Below are 21,401 nucleotides of genomic sequence, written 5' to 3' on the forward strand. Positions count from 1 at the left end.
TTGCGCTCCGTCAAATGGATTGAAAGAAACGCGGGAAACCTCGGTCAGACGCCTTAACGGCATCTGGTCAAGGTCATTAGAATGCGAGCGAAGTCCCTAGGAGATTTTGGGTGTTTTGCCGGTTATACGGTGTGTTTACCGTTAATAGCGGGGGTTGGTAGCCTCAGCGGCTGAGCACTGGCCGCACTTCCTGGTGGAAGTTGCGGAAATAGGCGGAAACCTTGGCGATCGAATTGCTGTTCGGCTTGAACATGATGCCGAGGCGCCCGCCATAGTTCCAGCGGACGACGCCTTCGAGCAGGCCGATGTCATCGTTCACGATGACCACCGAACTGCCTGCGGCAGCATGCAGCTTGCTGGCGAGCTCGAGCGCGAGGCCGGTTCGCGAGATGTTGATGACGCGGCCATCCGCCTCCTGCTGCAGATGCCGCACCTTGCTGTCCATCCGGACCCGACTGCGGGGTGATTTGCGAACATCCATTCCGAGATTGTTGCTCATGGCTCTGTCCTGTTGAATGCAGTGACGCAACCATACAGCGCAGGCGTAAGGACCGGCTAAATCAAATCATTAGAATTTTCAGGTTTATTCTGGTGACACCAAAGTGCGGGTGATGGGAGCGGAGCCCTTCAAAGCCCCACATTGGGGCGCTCGATAATCTCCCGCAGGGCAAAGCTCGAATTGATCTTCACCACATGCGGCAGCGCCGACAGCCAGTCGCGGTGGATGCGCTCGTAATCTTCGAGATCCTTGGCCGCGACCCTGAGGATGTAGTCGTATTCGCCGGACATCAGGTAGCAGACGAGCACGTTGGGACAGCGCTTCACTGCCGCCTCGAATTCGGTGAGCGTTTTGGCGAACTGACCCGACAGCGAGATGTGGACGATCACCATCATCTTGTAGTCGATCGCCTTGTGCGAAAGCCGCGCGTGATAGCCGCTGATGACGCCGGATTTCTCCAGCATGTCGTGGCGGCGTGAACAGGCCGAGGGCGAGAGCCCGACCTTTTCGGCCAGCTCCGCATTGGTCATGCGACCGTTTTCCTGAAGCGCCTTCAGAATGGCACGATCGATGGCATCCAGTTCCGCCATTCGCAGAATTCTCCGTCAGTGATCCGTTACACGCAAGAAGCTGCGAATTCTGTCGATCCGCTCGTCCCATTTTGCAAGGACATTTTGCTGCATCGATGCTTGAATTTCCGTATCTGAAACGAAGCGGCTGCGGCCGCTGATAAAAGAGAGGAACGCTTCATGCGTGTCGGTTGCCCGAAGGAAATCAAAAACCATGAATATCGTGTCGGTCTGACCCCCGGTGCGGTCCGCGAATATGTGGCACATGGCCATGATGTCCTGATCGAAACGGGCGCAGGCGCCGGCATCGGCGCCGACGACCACGCCTACATCGCCGCTGGCGCGAAGATCGCCGCCTCGGCCAAGGACGTGTTCGAAAAGTCCGACATGATCGTCAAGGTCAAGGAACCGCAGCCCTCCGAATGGGTGCAACTGCGCGAAGGCCAGATCCTCTATACTTATCTTCATCTCGCGCCGGATCCGGAGCAGACCAAGGGTCTGATCGACTCCGGCATCACAGCCGTTGCCTATGAGACTGTGACTGACGAGCGCGGCGGCCTGCCGCTGCTCGCTCCGATGTCGGAAGTGGCCGGTCGCCTGGCGATCCAGGCGGGCGCGACCGCCCTGCAGAAGGCCCATGGCGGTCGCGGCATCCTGCTCGGCGGCGTGCCGGGCGTTCTTCCGGCCAAGGTCACCGTCATCGGTGGCGGCGTGGTCGGCCTGCATGCGGCCAAGATGGCCGTCGGTCTCGGTGCCGATGTCACCATCCTCGACCGCTCGCTGCCGCGTCTGCGCCAGCTTGATGATATCTTCCACGGCCGTGTCCACACGGTGTATTCGACAATCGACGCGCTGGAGCAGGAATGCTTCTCGGCCGATCTCGTGATCGGGGCCGTCCTCATCCCCGGCGCTGCCGCGCCGAAGCTCGTCACCCGCGAAATGTTGTCCGGCATGAAGAAGGGTGCCGTGATCGTCGATGTCGCGATTGACCAGGGCGGCTGCTTCGAGACCTCCCACGCGACGACCCATTCCGACCCGACCTATGTTGTCGATGGTGTCGTGCATTACTGCGTAGCGAACATGCCGGGTGCGGTTCCGATCACCTCGGCCCATGCGCTCAACAATGCGACGCTGGTCCATGGCCTGGCACTGGCCGATCGTGGCCTGCGCGCCATTGCCGAGGATCGCCATCTGCGCAACGGGCTGAACGTGCACAAGGGCCGCATCACCAACAAGCCTGTGGCAGATGCGCTGGGTTATCCGGCCCATGCGCCCGAAGCCGTTTTGAACGTAGCGTAAGGTCGCACTCTCCGGTCACCTTACGTTACGTCAGGGCCGCAAATTTACCGTGTAGCGGCCGATCCGGGCCGGCCTTCCCATCGGCCGGCCCGTTTTCCGTTCTTTGATCAGCCGGGCAGGGAGCCCGCAGTGGATGAGGCGAGGAGCCGCCGGTGCAGCCGACCGTCGATCAGCACCAAGCCTGCGACGATTGTCGCCATGCCGATGAAGTGTTGGGTCGCGAGCACCTCGCCGAGGAACAGCCAGCCGAGCAGGATCGCGCTCACCGGAATGAGGAAGGTGACCAGCATCAGATTGGTCGCGCCGGCCGATGCCAGGATCCGGAAGAAGATGATATAGGCGAAGGCGGTGGAGATCAGCGCAATCGCAACGAGCGCGGCAATGGTCGCAAAACCTGGCATGGCGAGCGTCCAGGGCCGGTCGATCAGGAGGGCGAGCGGGATCATCAGCACGGCCGAGGCGGAGATCTGGCCAGTCGCCGTGACGATGGGGTTGATGCCCATGGCCTTGAAACGACGGCCATAGATGCCGGCGAAGGCATAGGACAGTGCTGCCCCGAGCACGGCAAGTTCGGCCAGAAGATCCGAACCGAGGCCCGAGAGCGCTGACGGTCCGATCATCAGGGCGACGCCTGCAAAGCCCACGATTGTTCCCGCCAGCCGTCCACCGCTCATCTTCTCGTCGCGGGTCAGGAGATGCGCGACCACGACCCCGAAAAGCGGTGTGGTCGCATTGAGGATCGAGGCGAGGCCGCTCGCGATATGTCCCTGGCCCCAGACGATGAGCGAAAAGGGGATCATGTTGTTCATCAGCCCCATGCCGAAAAAGGCCGCCCAAACCTTCGGGGCACGCGGCATCGGGATGCCGGCGATCCTCAGGCCGGCGAGAAGGGCGAGCGCCGCAAGTCCGACCCGCGCAGCCACAATGGTGAAGGCCGGAAGTTCCTTCACGGCGATGCCGGTGAAGAAAAAGGAGCCGCCCCAGATGACGGAGAGACCGGTGAGCATGGCCCAGTCGCGGCCATTCATGCTTCTTTGCGTCGTCATATCCAATCTCCAGCAGGCCTTGTGGTATCGTTGTCGATGTGTGAAAAACTTAATGACCTGCTCCAGATGCCGGAGCGATCATCACTGTTTCTCGGCTTATCGCAGGAAACCTGGGCGATCGGCAAACGACCATTTCTATTCCAACGATTGAGGAAAGCTAAACCGTGAAGGTTCCGATGCCACCTCTCAACGCACTCAGGGCCTTCGAGGTGACGGCGCGCCATCTGAGCATGACCCGCGCGGCTGGTGAGCTTCATGTGACGCCGGGCGCAGTCAGCCTGCAGATCCGGGAACTCGAAACAGCACTTGGCCTGCCGCTGTTTCTGCGTCGACCGCGCGCTCTGGAGCTGACCGCCGAAGGGAAAGCATATGCCGCCCGGATCCAGGCCGCCTTTGCGCTGATCCGCGAGGCGACGGCGGAGGTGACGGCGCAACGCCGTAAGGCGACCTTGTCGGTGACCTGCACCGCAAGCGTTGCCGCCCAATGGCTGTTGCCGCGGTTGTCCGCCTTTCAGGCCGAAATGCCGGATGTCGACATCCAGATCAACAGCTCCAATCGCGTCTTCGACCTGGAGAGAGACGGCATCGACCTCGCCATTCGCCACGGCGCCGGACGCTATGACGGACTGTCCAGCGTGTTGTGGATGGATGATGCTCTCTTGCCGGTCCTCAGTCCTGAACTCGTGCGGCGCGTTGGCACCATCGAGACGGTCACCGATCTGGCGGATATCCCGCTGTTGCATGACGAAAACACCGACGACTGGCGCAAATGGCTGTCCGAGATGGGGGCGTCTGGCATTGATGGCGCGCGCGGTGCCGTCTTCAGTGGTGGCAATGGCGCCATCGAGGCGGCCCTGGCCGGCCTTGGGGTCGCTCTCGTTCGTCACGCCTTTGTCGAGCGCGAGATTGGCGCTGGACGGCTTGTGGCTCCCTTCACGCATACCATCCACCAGACCTTCGCCTACTATCTCGTCTCCCCCTTTGCAGCCCTTCGCCGCCCCGAGGTCGTTGCCTTCAGAGACTGGTTGCTGCGGGAAGTAGGACGCGCGCCGCCGGCCTGATCCGAAGCGCAAGAGGTCAGGATCCGATAGTGGCGTCATCGCAGCGCTCGATCCGGCATTGGTAGCAGTTGTTGCGGGCTGACCGGACGTGTACATAAGCGATCGCGGGATCGGCCAGCAGTCGCGCTGCACGGCCTGCGATCTCGGCTGTGGGTGTGACGGCACCCGTGCCATAGACGATCCGGTCGTCGGCGTCGTAGCCACGGACGATGTAATCCGGACTGGCAAGCATGGGTGGAAGCATGTCGGACGCGGCATAGCGCGGGCAGGGTTCGGCGTGAAGAAAGATCGGCCCGGTCTCGGCATAGGGCTGCAATGTCGGAAAGGGGCGATAGGCAAGCGTCAAATAGTCCTCGCCTTCTGCGATATCGCTCAGGCAGTGGCGGCAGGGATAGCCGCCGGGTGAGACGCGACGTTCGGGGGCAAGCCCATAGGCATCAGGGGAGCCCGCGCGATAGGCGAAGGCCTCGCGCTCGGGCATGGCAACGAAACGAATTCGAGGGGGCATGGCAGGATCTCCGTGCGGATGAAACGATGCCCATCCTTCGGCCTACGAGCCACGCCGTGCCACCCGATTCCTGCACGAGCGGGGCTGACCGCAACAGAAGCTGCCTCAACGGATGAAATCGTCGATCCGGCGCAGGGTGACGCGGCGATTGCGCCAGTCCGGCGCCTCTGTCGGAACGAGGAGAAAGTCCTCGCCGTAGCCGACCGTTTCCAGCATGCGAGGCGGAATGCCGAATTCGCGGGCGAGCACGATGCGCAGCGACGCAGCCCGGCGCTCGGAAAGGATCTGGTTCGACATGGCCGTTCCCACGGCATCGGTATGGCCTTCGATCAGGAAACGGACCCCGCGCCGTCGCCTCAGGATCTGTTCCATGGCACGCGCAATCTGTTGCACCTTTCGATATTCCGAACGCGGGATTTCCGCCGATCCGGTGGCGAAATTAATCGCCTGGATGTCGATCGAGGGGGCCGCGCGTCGCAGGTCCGGACGGCGTTTGAACTCGCTCAGCGTCACACGGTTTTGCGGTGCGATCGGGCGGATCGGTGCCGCATCCAACCGGCGGATGATCAATGCCTCGTTCGGTCCCTCCTGCCCAAGGCCGACCTTCGTCATGGCGAGCGTCGCGCAGACACCCCCCAAAAATGCACGTCTTTTCATTGATTCTCCCTCGTCCCCCAACGGCCGGAGTGTGTCAGAGCAATTGGCAATTGCAATTGGGCGTGCAGCGGGCAGACGCGGCCATTTTTGGAGCAAATCCGGCGGTGCCCCACCGGTGGAAAACGCAAGGCGGAAGGCCGCAATTCCCCGAAAAAAGCATTTCTCAAGGGCCTCGGACTTGAGGCACTGTGAGCCCGGACGAATCGGGATCGGGGGCATTCCAGATGACTTTTTTGAGAACCTGTTTTGCAATCGGCCTGGCATCGCTCGCGGCCTTGCTTGCCGTGCCGGCACCGGGCGTGCAGGCAGACGATCTGACGCCGGAGCAGATCAAGGAAGGGCAGAGGTTCATCGTGAACAACGCCCTGTTCATCCTCTTCCACGAGTCCGGCCACATGCTGGTTTCCGAACTTGAACTGCCCGTCCTCGGTCGCGAGGAGGATGCCGTGGATGCTTTGTCGTCCGTTATGTTGCTCGAAAGCGAGGATGACGAACTGAAGGCAGCCATGCAGGATGCAGCCGACGGCTGGTTCCTGATTGACGAGGCCAATGGCGACGCGCTGGATGACAGCGATTTCCTAGACACTCACGGGCTTGATCGCCAGCGCGCCTATTCGATCGTCTGCATGATGGCCGGCGCCGATGCGGACTATTTCAAGGTCTTCATCGATTCGCTCAACTTCCCGGCCGAGCGGCGCGAGGAATGCGTCGACGAATACGCCAAGACACGCGACAGCTGGTTCGGACTTTTGGAAGCGCATGAGGACGACAAGAAGACGACCAAGTTCACCGTGACCTACGAGCCGGCAAACAATGCCGACCTGCAGCCATTCGCCGACCTGCTGAAGGAGAACCAGGTCCTGGAGTCGATCGAGGCGACCTATGGCGAAGGTTACGACATTCCGGATGGGATCAAGGTGACCGGCAAGACCTGCGGTACGGAAAACGCGTTCTGGAATCCCGCCGACCGCGAGATTACCTATTGCTACGAAATGGCCGCCTATCACGCCGCCCTGATGGTCAACTATTTCGGCAACCAGAACGCCACCGCCAACGAGGATGTCGAACAGGCGGAGTCCGAGACCCCGGAAGCCGAGGCCAACGCCAATTCGGTGAAGCTGAAGTTGAAAGATTGACGGACGGAGCAGGACGGTTCAGCCGTCCCGCTTGATCAGCGCCAGAAGCTCCTGGTCGGTCATCGGATCGACCAGTGCTTCATAGGTTCCAACCGGTGAAAAGCCGAACTGCTGGTAGAGCTGCAGCGCGCGGGGATGGTCGAGCGAATTGGTGGTGACCGTCACCGTCTTGGGATTGCTCGCCCAGGCGGCATAGAGACATTGCAGCAGGAACCACTTGCCGATGCCCAAGCCCAGCGCATGCTCGAAAAGGCCGAAATAGGAAAGCTCGACGATGTCGTCGCTTTCCTGCGAGAGCTCGTAGAATCCGGCCGGTGCGCCATTCACATAAAGAACAGAGATAGACACCTTCTCGGCATGGATGATCGCTTTCAGCTGGTCATCCGGCAGACGCAGGCGCTCGTACCAGTGCCAGCGCGCACCCACCTGGCGGTGCAGGAAGCGGTAGAAGGGCAGCGGGATCTCGTGCGTGCGCATGATCGCCGTCTGGATATTGACCGGCACGGGCAGGCTGGACTTCGGCGGCGCCGTCATTTCGAGCCGCGTGACATGGGCCGTCAGCGGCCCCGATGTCTTCGATCCCAGCGGCTCTGCCTTGCCGGTGACGACGGGCGTGTCCGTCTTCGAGCCCCATTCCGACCAGGAGCCGTCATAGAGCGAATTGTCGGTATGCCCGAGGCTTTCGAGCGCCAGCGTGACCACGGCCGCCGTCACACCGGAGCCGCAGCTGGTGACCACGGGATTGTTGAGATCGATGCCGGCATCGGTGAAGATCGAGCGCAGCGTGGCGAGATCCTTGAGGCGACCGTTTTCCGACAGCGAGGCCGCAGGCACGCTGCGCGCACCCGGCATATGGCCGGAGCGCATACCGGCACGCGGTTCCGGCTCCTCGCCGGTGAAGCGACCGGCGGGGCGGGCATCGGCGATCTGCTTGCCGCCATTGTCGGCAATCGCCGACATCTGGTCGAATGAGGTGATCTTCGCCCGGTCGAACTGCGCCTCGAAGGTGACGGGCGCCGGTTCCGGCAGATCGGTCTCGAGCCTGCGGCCCTCCGCCTTCCAGCTATCGATCCCGCCGTCGAGCACATAGACGCGGCGTGCGCCCATGACACGGAACATCCACCAGACGCGCGGTGCGGAGAAGAAGCCGGGGCCGTCATAGACGACGATCGTATCCTCGGCGGAGATGCCGAGCTGGCCGACGGCCTGGGCGAAGAAGGACGGCGAGGGCAGCGAATGCGGCAGGCCGGTGGTCGTGTCGGCAATCACGTCCTGATCGAAGAAGACAGCACCCGGGATATGGCCGGAGGCATATTCGACGGCGCCGTTGCGCCCCTGTGCAGGAAGATACCAGGAGGCATCGACAAGCTTGAATCCGGGCGCCCCGAGGTTCTTTTCGACCCAATCCGCCGAAACGACGAAACGGCTTCTTTCACCGGACATGCACTTCTCCCGTAACGTTCTTCAGGCAGAAGCGTCCGGGGCTCCGAAGCGAATGCGGAACCGGCGGTTCTCCTTGCCCTTCTTTTCGATCTTGGCGATGTGAATCGCGCCGACCTCCTGGGTCTCCGAAACATGTGTGCCCCCGCAGGGCTGACTGTCAACGGCGGAGTTCTCGCCGATGCAGACAAGGGAGACCCGACCAAGGCCGACGGGCGGGCGAACATTCTTCGACTTGACGATGCCGGGATTGGCCGCGAGCTCCTCGTCGGTGATCCACTGGAGAGTGATGGGGTGATTTTCGGTCACGAGCCTCATCAGGTCTGCCGTCACCTGATCCTTGTCGATCGTCTCCGACATGTCGAAATCGACGCGGCTTTCGTCTTCGCCGACGGCGGCCCCGGTGATCGGGTAAGGGCAGACGACGGAGAGCAAGTGGCAGGCAGTGTGCATGCGCATCAGTTTGTAGCGGCGCGCCCAGTCGACATGCAGCACGAGTTTCTCGCCGACCAAGGGCAGGGGCTCACCCTCCGCCGGTCGATGCAGGATGATATCCTTCGTTGCGCCGTGGCGGGTCTCGGCGAGCGCAATCCGGCTGCCGTCCTCTCGCTCGAAGAAGCCGGTATCGCCCGGTTGACCGCCGGACGCGGCGTAGAAACAGGTCTGGTCGAGTTCGACAGCGCCGTCTTCATGCACAGCCGTCACCACCGCCTCCACCGTCGAGAGATAGAAATCGTCGCGGTAGAGGGCGGTGGTGGTCATGGCATTGCTTTCGATGGATATCATACGGTCTCGAAGGGCAGGTCGAAATCGGCGCGCTTTTCCAGCCAAGTGGGGATCGGCAAGTTTTTCGATCGCAGGAAGTCCGGGTTGAACAGTTTGGACTGGTAGCGATTGCCATAGTCGCAGAGGATCGTCACGATCGTGTGGCCTGGGCCGAGGTCCTTCGCAAGGCGGATCGCGCCGGCAATGTTGATGCCGGAGGAGCCGCCGAGGCAGAGGCCCTCGTTTTCGACGAGGTCGAAGACGATGTCCAGCGCTTCGGAATCCGGGATCTGATAGGCGAAGTCGGGCGTAAAACCTTCGAGGTTGGCGGTGATGCGGCCCTGGCCGATGCCCTCTGTGATCGAGGAGCCCGAGGATTTGAGCTCGCCGTTCTTGTAGTATTCGTAAAGGGCTGCACCCTCGGGATCGGCAATGCCGATCTTCACGCCGGGCTTCATGTTGCGAAGGCCAATCCCGGTGCCGGCAAGCGTACCGCCCGAGCCGACGGCGCAGATGAAGCCATCGACCGCACCGCCGGTCTGCTCGAAGATTTCCTTCGCCGTCGTTGCGATATGGGCGTCGCGGTTCACGGTATTGTCGAACTGGTTTGCCCAGATCGCGCCGTTCGGTTCGCTTTTGGCAAGCTCGGCGGCAAGACGGCCGGAGATCTTCACATAGTTGTTCGGGTTCTTGTAGGGCACTGCCGGCACTTCGACGAGCTCGGCGCCGAGCAGCTTCAGCGCGTCCTTCTTTTCCTGGCTCTGGGTCTCCGGGATGACGATCACGGTGCGATAGCCAAGTGCCTTGGCAACGAGGGTCAGCCCGATGCCGGTATTGCCCGCCGTGCCCTCGACGATCACGCCGCCGGGGCGAAGCAGGCCACGCCGCTCGGCGTCACGGATGATGAAGAGTGCTGCGCGATCCTTCACCGATTGGCCGGGATTGAGGAATTCGGCCTTGCCGAGAATGGTGCAGCCGGTCGCCTGGGAGGCGCCTTTCAGCCGGATGAGGGGCGTGTTGCCGATCGCCTCGAGCACGGAAGGGTGGAATGCCATGATGTCTGCCTTTTTTGTCTGACGCGGACACTAGAACCAAAAGCGCGGGGAAGAAAACCGGAAGACCACATGAATTTGTCCTTTTGGACAAGATTAGGCGGGCGAAACGGTCTGCGCGGGATTGAACCGGTCTTTTCCGCCTCGGGGCCGTCAAAGGCAAGGAATGGCTTTTCGCTGTGGGCCGAGGGGAGGGAAAATGCGTTCGGGGGAGGGGGCTAGTCCGGAAAGCGCCAGTATATTCCCTGAGATTTGTTAACTTGTTGAAATGTTACGTCCCTAATCAATGGGGGTCTCTCACTGTTGCGGATCAGTCTACCAATATCAGCTACTATCGTCCTCTCATCTGCAAAATAGCTATGGTTATAGCCAAAGGCGTAGTCGCTCACCGATGACGCATCAATTGAGTCTATATGATTCAAAAGCAAGGGACCATCGCTTGGTACGTCGCCTGCTCTCGGTATGTCTGCTGAAAGAAACTTCGAGGCAAGTAGTGCTTTGTCATTCGATGAGGCATATAGTGTGACTCCGTCCGAGAAGACAGACAAGGAGGTTGCCAAGCTCAGAAAATTGTCACGGTCTACATCGGGTGCGGCTAGAATAATTTCTGAATACGGCTTCGTTGCGTTTTCAGTTGGGGTGTCCATTTCGCCTAGCGCTTCGAGCAGCGCAATATTTCCCATGCTATGGGCAATTATACTTATGTGTTCAATATCGGGAATATCTGCGATAAAATTGAGAAATTCCGCCAGTCTTTTGCGGGTTTGTTGAGCACTATTTGAGTCGTACATATAACCTGACAGAGAAACTTCGCCTTTAGAGGGCCAGCTGTATATGCAAGGAAGTCCGTCGAAATTCATGTCCCAAGAGATTTGTGCTGATGTATAAAGTGCGTCGTCAAAACTCATATTAAATCCATGAATGAAAATCATGGCGTGATTTTTATATAGTTCGGATCTCGATAAAATGGATTTTGATTCTGATATGATATTTTCTTTGTCTAATTCTTGAATTTTCTTTATAACGAAGTGTTTGGTTTCGTCTTCTTTTTCGATGTTTATTCCAATATAATTATACCATTTTTTCTCTGGTCTTTCAATTTTTCCGAACTTGTGCACGGCCACGGGGATGGAAACTTTCGCAAATCCCATTGTGAGCACAGAGGCGCGCCCAGACGTGAACTGCAGGCGATCCTTGAATTCTTTTTGTCGGTCGCTTGCAAAGCAGACGTCTATTGCTGGCATCTGTCCTTCGCCGCCGTCACAGGCCGCTACTGTACCTGTTGGGACGCCTTTGCATGCCTCCTCTTTCGTGACCCAACCAGCGTCTATGACCACATTCAGGTTTTCCTTGGTGATCGCTATTGGCGCAACTAGCAATGCATTCCTATAGCTCTCGTCGCCGTCCCCGTAAGGTGACTTTGTGATCCCGGTAATCTCATTTGGCGATACTCCAAGCGAAAGTTGTGCTGCCACATCCGCAACTCGTTTCCCGAGCTCTCTGTCATCCTTGAAGATCGTCACCGTTTGTGTGCCGTTCGCAATCCTCTCTAGGGCGGCTTTGTCAGCGCCGCCTCCGGATACGGCAACAGATCCGGCCAGTCCCTGTTCTGCCAGCGCAGCTATCACGCCAGAGGCAAGTTGGTCATCGGAAGACATGACCGCGTCGACTGAGTTGTTGTTTGCGGTCAGGAAGGCCTCCATATTCTTTTGAGCCGCTTCAGGCCGCCAGTCATCTGAATTGGCGTCTCCAACCACTTCGATTGATCCGCGATCGATCAACTTCTGGAGCACGTCTAGCTGCCCGCGCATCAATAGGTTTTCTCGCGGGTCGTTCTCGTCTCCTTTTATGAATACATAATCGCCTTCTGGTTGTTCATTCAGCATGGCTTGAGCCTGAAGACGCCCGACTTCTACCTGGTCAAAATCTGCATAGATAACGCCTTCGAGGGGTATGGAAACGCCATAGCTCACGACCGGAATGCCCGTTGATGTTGCTGCCCTTAGTGAGGGCGTAATGGATTCCACATCGATTGGCTGGATTATGATCGATTTTACGCCTTTTTCTATGAGTGCTTCAATGTCACTTATTTGTTTAGTGCTAGAGCCAAGCGCATCGACCGGATAGTATAAGTTTCCCTGTGCCTCAATGGAATATTTAATTACAGCTTCTAGGGTTCGATTCTTTTCTGCGGAAAGATTATTCCAAGCAACCCCAATCAATTTATTGGAGGCTAACGAAGGGTTGCACACAACAAGATAGGAAATTATGAGGAATGCTACAATTTTAGACATCGCTGTGACCAACCCGAGCTAAATAGACTGCATCCAACAAGGCTGACGGCCAAATCCTGCCGCGCCATGCCCTGATACTATGCCTATTTGAATCCGATTGCTAGCGTTGGTTGCTTTGGCGCGGTGAGGTGTATTTTGAGTCGTTTTGGTAAAACGGCGAGTTGCAATGAGTGATGCCACGCGCGCCCACCCCTCACTCCGCCTTCAACCCCTGAAACGCCGCCATCGCCGTGTCCCTCGCCTTGCCGTGATCGACGATCGGCTTGGGATAGGTCTTGCCCAGGCTGACGCCTGCGTCCTTCAAGACCGCGAAGGGCGCATCCGATGGTTTGTGGATGAATTTGTTCGGCATGTCCTTCAGCTCCGGCACGAAGCGGCGGATGTAAGCCCCTTCGGGATCGAATTTCTCGCCCTGGCTGGTTGGATTGAAGATGCGGAAGAAGGGGGCGGCGTCGGCGCCGGAGCCCGCGACCCATTGCCAGCTGGCGGCATTCGAGGCCGGGTCGGCATCGACGAGCGTGTCGCGGAACCAGCGCTCGCCTTCCCGCCAGTCGACAAGCAGGTCCTTGATCAGGAAGGAGGCGACGATCATGCGCACGCGGTTGTGCATCCAGCCGGTCTGCCAGAGCTGGCGCATGCCGGCATCGACGATGGGATAGCCGGTCTGGCCCTTTTTCCATTTGTCGAGCAGCCCTGGATTGTCGTGCCAGGGAAAGGCGTCGAACTTCTCGTTCCAGTTCTGGGTCGCGAGATCGGGGAAATGGAAGAGCAGGTGATAGGAAAAATCGCGCCAGACGAGTTCCTTGCGGAAATGGATGTAATCTTCGGCGGAATAGTCGTCCGAAAGACCGCGGGTCGCGTGCCAGACGGAGGCCGGCGAGATTTCGCCGAGCGCCAGATGCGGCGAGAGTTTCGACACATGCGCTTCGCCGGGAAAGTCGCGGCGGGTGCGGTAGCCCTTGAGGCCGGTCGCGACGAAATCCGCAAGCCGCTTCTGTGCGCCCTCTTCGCCAGGCTGCCATTCGGCCTCGAAACCCTTGGCCCAATTGGGCTTTGTGGGAAGGAGCGACCAGTCCGAGAGCGTGTCGCTCTTCGGCCATTCATCCGGCGCGGGAACGCGGCTGGGGGCAGGGATCGGCTCCGCCGGTTCGCCCGATCCGTCCAGCGCCTTCCAGAAGGGCGTGTAGACGCGGAAATTGCCGCCGGCAGCCGTCTTCAGCTTGGTCGGTTCATGCAGGATCTGGCCGGCGAAGCTGCGCACGGTGATGCCGCGTTCGGTGAGGCCAGCCTTGATCGCCTTGTCGATGGCAATGCCCGGCGGATCGTAACGGCGGTTCCAGAAGACGGCATCGGCGCCTGTTTCTGCAATCAGGGTCTCAAGCACCTCGGCCGCTGGTCCACGACGAAGGACAAGGCCGCTGCCGCCTGCCTTGAGAGATGCGGCGAGCGAGGCAAGCGAGTGATGCAGCCACCAGGCTTGCGCCGCACCGAGCGGGCCGGTGCCGGCCTCGGACGGTTCCAGGATATAGACCGGAATGACTGTCGTGCCCTCGTCCACGGCGGTGGCGAGCGCAGCGTTGTCGGACAATCGCAGATCCTTGCGGAACCACAAAAGCACGGTTTTGGGACGGTGGTGGTTGGACTCGGCGGGCATGGCAATCTTCTTGTCATTGGCTTTGCCAAAGCCATACGTATGCCGCCGGCAGAAAGATCACGCCTGGTTCAGCTTTTATCCGCTGCGGTGCGTTGGAGGGGCTGCCAGATCGGAGAATACGGATGCAAGGACATAAAGCGCCTCAGGCGCCTCGACCACCGCCGCGCATGCGCTCCTGTTCGGCGCGAAGCAGCGCCATGATCTTCTCGGCGTTTTCGCGCACATAGAGGCGATGCAGTTTTTCGGCGACGGGGGCGGTGGTCAGAAGACACGTATAGCCCTCCCGCTCGTACCAGCGGAAATCCACCACATTGTCCATGTTCACGAAGAGGGGGAAGCCATCCCCGTCATGAAGCTGGAGCCACATCGGCCTTTTCTCCTGCATGCCTGTCTGTTGATCAGGGAGATAGCAGCCAAAGGTGAAGGAGGGGTTTCCCATAAGCCGTCGATCGCCGCACGATGGGTGAATTCGGGACAGAGCTTCAAGCGCTGTCGGGAGCGGGTCATGACGGGGGTGAGGCTCGGGCCGGGTTTCGCGCGGGCCGGCAACCATGTCTTTCCAGACCATCCGCCGCCCCGTCTTCGCCCCTCGGCAAGGCTGGGTGCCGCCCTGACAAGGGGCAAGCCCGAGGTGGCGGACCACCGAAAAACAAAAGGCCTGCAGCGGGTTTCCGCGCAGGCCTTTTTAGAAAGAGATGGCTCCCCGGGCCGGATTCGAACCGGCGACCTGTCGATTAACAGTCGAATGCTCTACCGCTGAGCTACCAGGGAACAGCCGCTTGGCGCGGTGTGAGCGGGGTAATACTGATGCGCGCTCCGTTTGCCAAGCGGTTTTTCAAAAAAAATGTCATCGGCTTGTTTTTATGTGTGGATCACCCATCTGGTAGGGAGGGAAAAGAGACCGCAGATCGTTGCAAATGCAGGAGTTCGAGACCTTGGCAGAACGACGTTACCGTATCGACACGGCGCGTGGCCGCCTGGTGCTGGGCCGGTATGAAATTCCGATACCCCGCTCCAAGGCCGGCAGAATCGCGACGGGTTCGGCGCTGATCGGTGGCGGGCTCTTGGGATTCCTGCCGGTGTTGGGCTTCTGGATGGTGCCGCTCGGCTTTGTCGTGCTCTCGCATGATCTCGCTTATGTGCGCCGCCGCCGTCGCCGCGCAGCCGTATGGTGGCGCCGCCGGAAGGCTGCCCGGCCGCCGCATGGGCGTGATTCCGCACGCTGATGTCACCCGACATGTCTTAGTGAAATGCTTCTCTTCTGCAATCGGCGTAGAAGAATCACTCCAACCGGCGACACCGAACGGCGATCCTGCCCAAACGTTCCCCGAGAAGAAGGCGAGGACGGATGATCACTCTCCCGCTGGCGGAGACCCCGATGATACTCACGCCACAGGATTTCAGCGTCATGGAAGAAGCAATGCGCGGCATCGGCGCTTCGAGCGCGGGTCGCGACCGCGACAGCCACCGCGAAGCCGTCGGCAAGGCGGTGATCCGGCTCTACACGGCCGGTGTGACGGACCCGATCAAACTGGCGGAGGCGGCAGACACGATGTCCGCGACGCGTCTGCTGGATCGGCGGGGGTGAGCGGATGACAGGCGGCGGCCGTGCCCTGAGGCCGGAACGGCTGCCTGTCGAAAAACCTGCGATTCCCGAAAATGCCTCTTGCGGTTTTTTTAGATCGCGTCTAAATCCGCGCCACCACACGCTCTTTTCTACCGGACGGCCTCGTGGCGGAGTGGTTACGCAGAGGACTGCAAATCCTTGCACCCCGGTTCGATTCCGGGCGAGGCCTCCATTTTTCTCCATGAAGCAATAGACTGACGAACCATGCGCATTCGGTCGATCGATGCGTGGCGGACGCGTGCGGATCCCGATTGCCGCCTTCTCTTCGGCCAATTCTGTGCCGATCCCTGCCAGGGCGCAGATAGGCCCGAAACTGGCCGATAGCGCCGCTTGTCCCTTGGCGCCTGCTGGCGCAGGTCATGGACATTGTCCATATCGGGAAATCTCAAGATGCGTGCCGTCACCTCTTTTATCGCCCTCACCATGTTTGTCGCCGCACCCTTTGCCGCCTCGGCCGAGACGCTGTCTTTCACGCTCGAGAACAAGACGCCGAACATGGTGGTCCAGGTGCATGTTTCGCCGGCCGACGGCGGCAAGAGCATCGAACTGTTGCGCAAGAAGGGGCTTTATGGCGGGAAGTCGCGGCAGCTCACCATTGATGACGGCACCGATGCCTGTGTCTACAGGATCCGCATCGTCTTCGAGGACGACAGCTTCTACGATCTGCGCGACAAGGTCGATTTCTGCGAAACTGGCAGCTACACGATCGAAGATTGATGTTGTTTCGGCCGGTTGGGCGGGGGCTGCGTTGATAATCTGTTCCCGAAGCCTGCCCGTGACTTGAAAGGCGCTCGCCCTGCAATTAAGACACGGTGGAAAACCCGACCGGCCGAAATGGGGCGACAGGACATGATGGATTACGCAGCAGCACGCACCAAGATGGTGGACAACCAGATCAGGACCACGGACGTCACCTCCCATTCGGTGCTGACGGCCTTTCTTTCGGTGCCCCGCGAAGCATTCGTTCCAGCCGAGCTGAAGCTGCTCGCCTATATCGACGAGGACATGCAGGTGGCCCCGGCGGCGAACGGCAATCCGGCCCGCTACATCATGGAGCCGTCGCCGCTGGCCAAGCTCCTGCAGCTGGCAGCGATCACCAAGGACGACCTCGTTCTTGAGGTCGGCTGCGGCGCCGGTTATGCGGCAGCCCTTCTGTCGCTGCTGGCCGGCTCGGTCGTTGCGGTCGAATCGGATGAGGCGCTGGTGCTGCGGGCGACCGAAAAGCTCTCCTCTCTCGGCTATGACAATGTTGCCGTCGTCGCAGGCAAGCTCGATGCCGGCTATCCGGCCGAAGCGCCGTATGACGTGATCTTCGTCAATGGCGCCGTGGAGCAGATGTCCGATGCGCTGCTTGCACAGTTGCGCGAAGGCGGCCGGCTGGTGGCTGTGGTCGGCTACGGCAATGCGGCGCGCGCCCGTCTTTACGTCAAGGCCGGCGGTACGGTCTCCTTCACCGAATATTTCAACACCTCGGTGAAGCCGCTGCCGGGCTTCCGCAAGGCGGCCGAATTCGTCTTCTGACGGTTCTCTCCCCGATGTCTCGAAGGCCCGCCCTGCGCGGGCCTTTTGCATTTTGGCTCAACAAAGCTGTGCATCACAGCAATTGCCGGCGCCGGCGTGATTTTTTTCCGCAGGCGCGTATCCTAGGGTGACCGCGAATCGGCTGGCGGCGAGATCGTCGCCGATGATCTTGAGGACAACGGGGATTAGTATGGCTCAGCCAAGCGTAGCGCGTGAACCGTCCATGGAAGAGATTCTGGCGTCGATCCGCCGGATCATCGAAAGCAACGACCCGGCATCGGGCGAGACCTTTGCCAGCGACGGCGATGAGGGGGATGTGAACGCCCTTGCCTCGGCAGCGCGCGAGGCCGACGTCGAATTCGGCTATGAAAGCCTGGACTTCACGCCCGCCAATGATCCGGGTCCTGTCGTTCCGACACCGCCGCGCGTGGAAGCGCAGGTGCAGCCGGAGGCCTCCCGCAGCGTCTCGCTTGCAGACCTCGCCGCCCGGGTCCGTTCGGCCTCCGAGCGCACGGAGCGTCCGCTCCAGCAGACTGTATCCGTTTCGCCGTCGCCGACGGTCGCCCCGCCTGCCGCGCAGCCCACTATGACCCAGCCTGACATGCCGCAACCGCGCGGTGAAAGCCCGCTGATGACGGCGCGGCTTGCCGAGCTGCGCGCCCCGCAACTGCGCCCTTCGATTTCGGTCGAGATCAAGCAGGCGCCCGCGTCCGTCGCGCGGCCGCAGCCGATGACATCTGCGCCGGCAGACGAGGCGCCGCTCACCGCCGCGCCAGCCCATTCGCAGCCCGCCGTCATGGCTCAGCCCGCACCCGCTGCCGTCAACCGGGCGCCGGCCGTTGAACCCGAGCGCCGGGACATGCCTGAGCTTCGGCTCGAGATGCGCCGCGAAGAGCCGCGCGCGCCGTCCTTCGATGCCATTGCCATGCATCTGGCCGCCGAACCCAAGCCGGAACCGGCGATCGAGGATGCGCCGCGTGCGACCGCTGGCTCCGATCTGACGGCCCTCGTTTCGGCCGCGACCGTCGAACATGTCTCGCGCTCCTTCTCCGATCTGGCCGCCGCGATTGACGGTCACGAGCGTCGCTCGCTCGACGAGATGGCCGAGGAAATGCTGCGCCCGATGCTGAAGGACTGGCTCGACGACAACCTGCCGACGCTGGTGGAGCGCCTCGTGCGGGAGGAAATCGAACGCGTCGCCCGCGGCCCGCGACGCTGACTGTATCATCCCTCGGGATCAAGGGCCGCTCGCAAGAGCGGCCTTTTTTATTGACTTGGTTTTGCCAGTCCTATTTACCAAGCCACATCCAGAACTCGAAAAATCCGGTCGGAAAATGCTCGAAAAGACCTATGATTCAGCCGCCGTCGAACCGAAGATCGCGAAAGCCTGGGAGGAGGCGGACGCCTTCCGCGCCGGCGCCAACGCCAAGCCGGGCGAGGACACCTTCACCATCGTGATCCCGCCGCCGAACGTGACCGGTTCGCTGCATATGGGCCATGCGCTGAACAACACGCTGCAGGACATCATGGTCCGCTTCGAGCGCATGCGCGGCAAGGATGTGCTGTGGCAGCCGGGCATGGACCATGCCGGCATCGCCACCCAGATGGTCGTCGAGCGCAAGCTTGCCGAAAACGGCCAGAATGTCAGCCGCCGCGACATGGGCCGCGAGGCCTTCATCGACAAGGTCTGGGAGTGGAAGGAAGAATCCGGCGGCCTGATCTTCAACCAGCTGAAGCGGCTCGGCGCCTCCTGCGACTGGTCGCGCGAACGCTTCACCATGGACGAAGGCCTGTCCAAGGCCGTCCTCGAAGTCTTCGTCTCGCTCTACAAGGAAGGCCTGATTTATCGCGGCAAGCGGCTGGTCAATTGGGATCCGAAGTTCGAGACGGCGATTTCCGATCTCGAAGTCGAGAACAAGGAAGTCGAAGGCCATATGTGGCACTTCAAGTACCCGCTCGCCGGTGGGGAGACCTACACCTATGTCGAGAAGGATGAAGACGGCAACGTCACCTTCCAGGAGGAGCGCAACTACATCTCGATTGCGACGACTCGTCCGGAAACCATGCTCGGCGACGGCGCGGTGGCCGTCCATCCCTCGGACGAGCGCTACGCCGCGATCGTCGGTAAGCTCTGTGAAATCCCGGTCGGGCCGAAGGAGCATCGCCGCCTGATCCCGATCATCACCGATGAATATCCGGATCCGAAATTCGGCTCTGGCGCGGTGAAGATCACCGGCGCGCATGACTTCAACGACTACCAGGTGGCCCGCCGCAACAAGATACCGCTCTACCGTCTGATGGATACCCAGGCGAAGATGCGTGCCGATGGTGAGGATTATGCCGTCTACGCCGCTCGCGCGCTCGAGATCGCCAAGTCTGGTGAACTGCCGAGCGAGGCCGAGGTCGACGACATCAACCTCGTTCCCGACGAGTATCGTGGCCTCGACCGCTATGAGGCCCGCAAGCGCATCATCGATGCGATCAATGCCGAAGGCCTCGCCGTCACGGTGAAGGACGCGGAAGGCAATGATGTGCCCTTCGTCGAGAACAAGAAGATCATGCAGCCCTTCGGCGACCGCTCCGGCGTCGTCATCGAGCCGATGCTGACCGACCAGTGGTTTGCCGATGCCAAGGCGCTGGCCGAGCCGGCGATCGCTTCCGTTCGCGAAGGCCGCACCAACTTCGTTCCGAAGAACTGGGAAAAGACCTACTTCGAATGGATGGAAAACATCGAGCCATGGTGCATTTCGCGCCAGCTCTGGTGGGGCCATCAGATCCCAGCCTGGTATGGCCCGGATGGTCAGGTCTTCGTCGAGAAGACCGAGGAAGAGGCGCTCGACGCTGCCGTCCAGCACTATCTTGCCCATGAGGGACCGTGGAAGGCCTGGGTTCAGGAGAAGCTCGAGAACTTCGCACCCGGCGAGATCTTGACCCGTGACGAGGACGTGCTCGACACCTGGTTCTCCTCGGCGCTCTGGCCTTTCTCGACGCTCGGCTGGCCGGACAACACGCCGGAACTGGCGAAGTATTACCAGACCGACGTCTTGGTCACCGGCTTCGACATCATCTTCTTCTGGGTCGCCCGCATGATGATGATGGGCCTGCATTTTATGAAGGACGAAGACGGCAACCCCGTCGAGCCCTTCCACACGGTCTATGTGCACGCGCTGGTTCGCGACAAGAACGGCCAGAAGATGTCGAAGTCGAAGGGCAACGTCATCGACCCGCTGGAGCTGATCGACGAATATGGCGCAGACGCGCTGCGCTTCACGCTGGCGATCATGGCAGCCCAGGGCCGTGACGTGAAGCTCGACCCGGCCCGCATTGCCGGTTACCGCAACTTCGGTACCAAGCTCTGGAACGCCACGCGTTTCGCCGAGATGAACGGCGTGAAGGCGGATCCGAGCTTCTTGCCCGAGACGACGTCGCTTGCGATCAACCGCTGGATCCTGACGGAACTTGCGCGCACCGAACGCGAAGTGACGGAAGCGATCGAAAGCTACCGTTTCAATGATGCGGCCAGCAGCCTCTACCGCTTCGTCTGGAACCAGTTCTGCGACTGGTATTTGGAACTGTTGAAGCCCGTCTTCATGGGCGAGGACGAGGCAGCCAAGAAGGAAGCGCAGGCCTGTGCGGCCTATGTGCTCGAGCAGATTTACAAGCTGCTCCATCCCTTCATGCCCTTCATGACGGAAGAGCTCTGGGCACATACGGCGGGCGAGGGTGCTTCGCGCGATACCCTGCTCTGCCATGCCGACTGGCCGGCCCCGGAATTCTTCGACGACAATTCGGCCGCCGACATAAACTGGCTGATCGACCTCGTCACCGGCATTCGCTCGGCCCGTTCGGAAATGAACGTGCCCCCCGGCGCAACGGCCCCGTTGGTTGTTGTCGGTGCCAATGGCGTGACCCAGGAGCGTCTGATCCGCCATGACGCCGCAATCAAGCGACTGGCCCGCGTCGAGACGATCACGGTCGCCGATGTCGCACCGAAGGGGGCGGCCCAGATCATCGTGGGCGAGGCGACCGCCTGCTTGCCCTTGGGCGCGCTGATCGATCTCTCGGCCGAAAAAGCCCGTATCGAAAAGGCGATTGTCAAGGTGGACCAGGAAATGGCCCGCATTGCCGGAAAGCTGAACAACGAAAAATTCGTTGCCAATGCGAACCCGGAGGTCGTGGCCGCCGAGCGTGAGCGCCATCAGGAGCTTGAGGTGCAGAAGGCGAGCCTGGAAACGGCGCTCAAGCGTGTTCTCGAGGCCGCATAACCGTCTTC

20 protein-coding genes and 2 tRNA genes are annotated in these 21,401 nt (G+C 60.6%); 10 read left to right on the forward strand and 12 right to left on the reverse strand.

The window, feature by feature from the left end; translation table 11 throughout:
• Window positions 1-163: 163 nt before the first annotated feature.
• Window positions 164-499: a PilZ domain-containing protein gene (locus ACT53S_RS14590; RefSeq protein WP_113377336.1), complete on the reverse strand. Its 336-nt coding sequence runs from the start codon at window positions 497-499 to the stop codon at window positions 164-166.
• Window positions 500-627: 128 nt separating this feature from the next.
• Window positions 628-1,089 (reverse strand): Lrp/AsnC family transcriptional regulator, encoded by a 462-nt coding sequence (locus ACT53S_RS14595; protein ID WP_476067534.1) that lies wholly within the window; start codon window positions 1,087-1,089, stop codon window positions 628-630.
• Between the two features lie 159 nt (window positions 1,090-1,248).
• On the opposite strand from ACT53S_RS14595, the gene ald reads away from it, so the two are divergent.
• Window positions 1,249-2,367 carry an alanine dehydrogenase gene (gene ald, locus ACT53S_RS14600; RefSeq protein ID WP_476067535.1) on the forward strand — a complete coding sequence of 373 codons (1,119 nt, stop codon included), beginning with the start codon at window positions 1,249-1,251 and terminating at the stop codon, window positions 2,365-2,367.
• A 107-nt stretch (window positions 2,368-2,474) separates the two neighbouring features.
• Here the strand turns inward: ald and ACT53S_RS14605 are convergent, their stop codons facing one another.
• Entirely contained in the window at window positions 2,475-3,413 is a 939-nt protein-coding gene (locus ACT53S_RS14605) for a DMT family transporter (protein ID WP_476067536.1), read from the reverse strand.
• Window positions 3,414-3,589: 176 nt separating this feature from the next.
• Between ACT53S_RS14605 and gcvA the strand changes: the two genes are divergently transcribed.
• A complete protein-coding gene (gene gcvA, locus ACT53S_RS14610; protein ID WP_476067537.1) occupies window positions 3,590-4,474 on the forward strand; it encodes a transcriptional regulator GcvA in 885 nt (294 codons plus the stop codon).
• Between the two features lie 16 nt (window positions 4,475-4,490).
• Here the strand turns inward: gcvA and ACT53S_RS14615 are convergent, their stop codons facing one another.
• Together ACT53S_RS14615 and ACT53S_RS14620 are read right to left on the reverse strand one after the other, a co-directional pair.
• A complete protein-coding gene (locus tag ACT53S_RS14615; RefSeq protein WP_476067538.1) occupies window positions 4,491-4,982 on the reverse strand; it encodes a DUF1203 domain-containing protein in 492 nt (163 codons plus the stop codon).
• 105 nt (window positions 4,983-5,087) lie between these two features.
• Window positions 5,088-5,639, reverse strand: coding sequence for an OmpA family protein (locus ACT53S_RS14620; RefSeq protein ID WP_113377342.1), 552 nt, complete (start codon window positions 5,637-5,639; stop codon window positions 5,088-5,090).
• 224 nt (window positions 5,640-5,863) lie between these two features.
• Between ACT53S_RS14620 and ACT53S_RS14625 the strand changes: the two genes are divergently transcribed.
• A complete protein-coding gene (locus tag ACT53S_RS14625; RefSeq protein ID WP_142069330.1) occupies window positions 5,864-6,775 on the forward strand; it encodes a DUF4344 domain-containing metallopeptidase in 912 nt (303 codons plus the stop codon).
• An 18-nt stretch (window positions 6,776-6,793) separates the two neighbouring features.
• On the opposite strand, the gene sseA is transcribed toward ACT53S_RS14625, so the two are convergent.
• From sseA to ACT53S_RS14660, 7 genes are all read right to left on the reverse strand, one after another.
• Complete coding sequence (gene sseA, locus ACT53S_RS14630; RefSeq protein ID WP_476067539.1) at window positions 6,794-8,218, reverse strand: 3-mercaptopyruvate sulfurtransferase; 1,425 nt, start codon at window positions 8,216-8,218, stop codon at window positions 6,794-6,796.
• Window positions 8,219-8,239: 21 nt separating this feature from the next.
• Window positions 8,240-8,977: an alanyl-tRNA editing protein gene (locus ACT53S_RS14635; protein WP_476067540.1), complete on the reverse strand. Its 738-nt coding sequence runs from the start codon at window positions 8,975-8,977 to the stop codon at window positions 8,240-8,242.
• A 20-nt stretch (window positions 8,978-8,997) separates the two neighbouring features.
• Complete coding sequence (locus tag ACT53S_RS14640; RefSeq protein ID WP_476067541.1) at window positions 8,998-10,035, reverse strand: cysteine synthase A; 1,038 nt, start codon at window positions 10,033-10,035, stop codon at window positions 8,998-9,000.
• A gap of 215 nt (window positions 10,036-10,250) precedes the next feature.
• Window positions 10,251-12,326, reverse strand: coding sequence for a substrate-binding domain-containing protein (locus ACT53S_RS14645; protein ID WP_476067542.1), 2,076 nt, complete (start codon window positions 12,324-12,326; stop codon window positions 10,251-10,253).
• A 193-nt stretch (window positions 12,327-12,519) separates the two neighbouring features.
• On the reverse strand, window positions 12,520-13,980 hold the full coding sequence (locus tag ACT53S_RS14650) for a cryptochrome/photolyase family protein (protein ID WP_476067543.1): 1,461 nt from the start codon (window positions 13,978-13,980) through the stop codon (window positions 12,520-12,522).
• 142 nt (window positions 13,981-14,122) lie between these two features.
• Entirely contained in the window at window positions 14,123-14,347 is a 225-nt protein-coding gene (locus ACT53S_RS14655; protein WP_142069316.1) for a hypothetical protein, read from the reverse strand.
• A 329-nt stretch (window positions 14,348-14,676) separates the two neighbouring features.
• Window positions 14,677-14,751: transfer RNA gene (locus ACT53S_RS14660), tRNA-Asn, on the reverse strand.
• A 146-nt stretch (window positions 14,752-14,897) separates the two neighbouring features.
• Between ACT53S_RS14660 and ACT53S_RS14665 the strand changes: the two genes are divergently transcribed.
• The 7 genes from ACT53S_RS14665 (at window position 14,898) to ACT53S_RS14695 (ending at window position 21,393) form a co-directional block, all read left to right on the forward strand.
• Window positions 14,898-15,206, forward strand: a complete 309-nt coding sequence (locus ACT53S_RS14665; RefSeq protein ID WP_142069315.1) for a hypothetical protein — start codon at window positions 14,898-14,900, stop codon at window positions 15,204-15,206.
• A gap of 122 nt (window positions 15,207-15,328) precedes the next feature.
• The gene (locus ACT53S_RS14670; protein WP_476067544.1) at window positions 15,329-15,568 is read left to right on the forward strand and encodes a hypothetical protein; all 240 of its coding nucleotides are present in this window, start codon (window positions 15,329-15,331) and stop codon (window positions 15,566-15,568) included.
• Between the two features lie 137 nt (window positions 15,569-15,705).
• Window positions 15,706-15,779, forward strand: a tRNA-Cys gene (locus ACT53S_RS14675).
• A 218-nt stretch (window positions 15,780-15,997) separates the two neighbouring features.
• A complete protein-coding gene (locus ACT53S_RS14680; protein ID WP_476067545.1) occupies window positions 15,998-16,324 on the forward strand; it encodes a hypothetical protein in 327 nt (108 codons plus the stop codon).
• 132 nt (window positions 16,325-16,456) lie between these two features.
• On the forward strand, window positions 16,457-17,128 hold the full coding sequence (locus ACT53S_RS14685; protein WP_476067546.1) for a protein-L-isoaspartate O-methyltransferase family protein: 672 nt from the start codon (window positions 16,457-16,459) through the stop codon (window positions 17,126-17,128).
• Between the two features lie 190 nt (window positions 17,129-17,318).
• The gene (locus ACT53S_RS14690; protein WP_476067547.1) at window positions 17,319-18,347 is read left to right on the forward strand and encodes a PopZ family protein; all 1,029 of its coding nucleotides are present in this window, start codon (window positions 17,319-17,321) and stop codon (window positions 18,345-18,347) included.
• A gap of 115 nt (window positions 18,348-18,462) precedes the next feature.
• Window positions 18,463-21,393 (forward strand): valine--tRNA ligase, encoded by a 2,931-nt coding sequence (locus ACT53S_RS14695; RefSeq protein WP_476067548.1) that lies wholly within the window; start codon window positions 18,463-18,465, stop codon window positions 21,391-21,393.
• Window positions 21,394-21,401: the final 8 nt, after the last annotated feature.

It is taken from the genome of Allorhizobium sp. DMC15 (assembly GCF_056314065.1).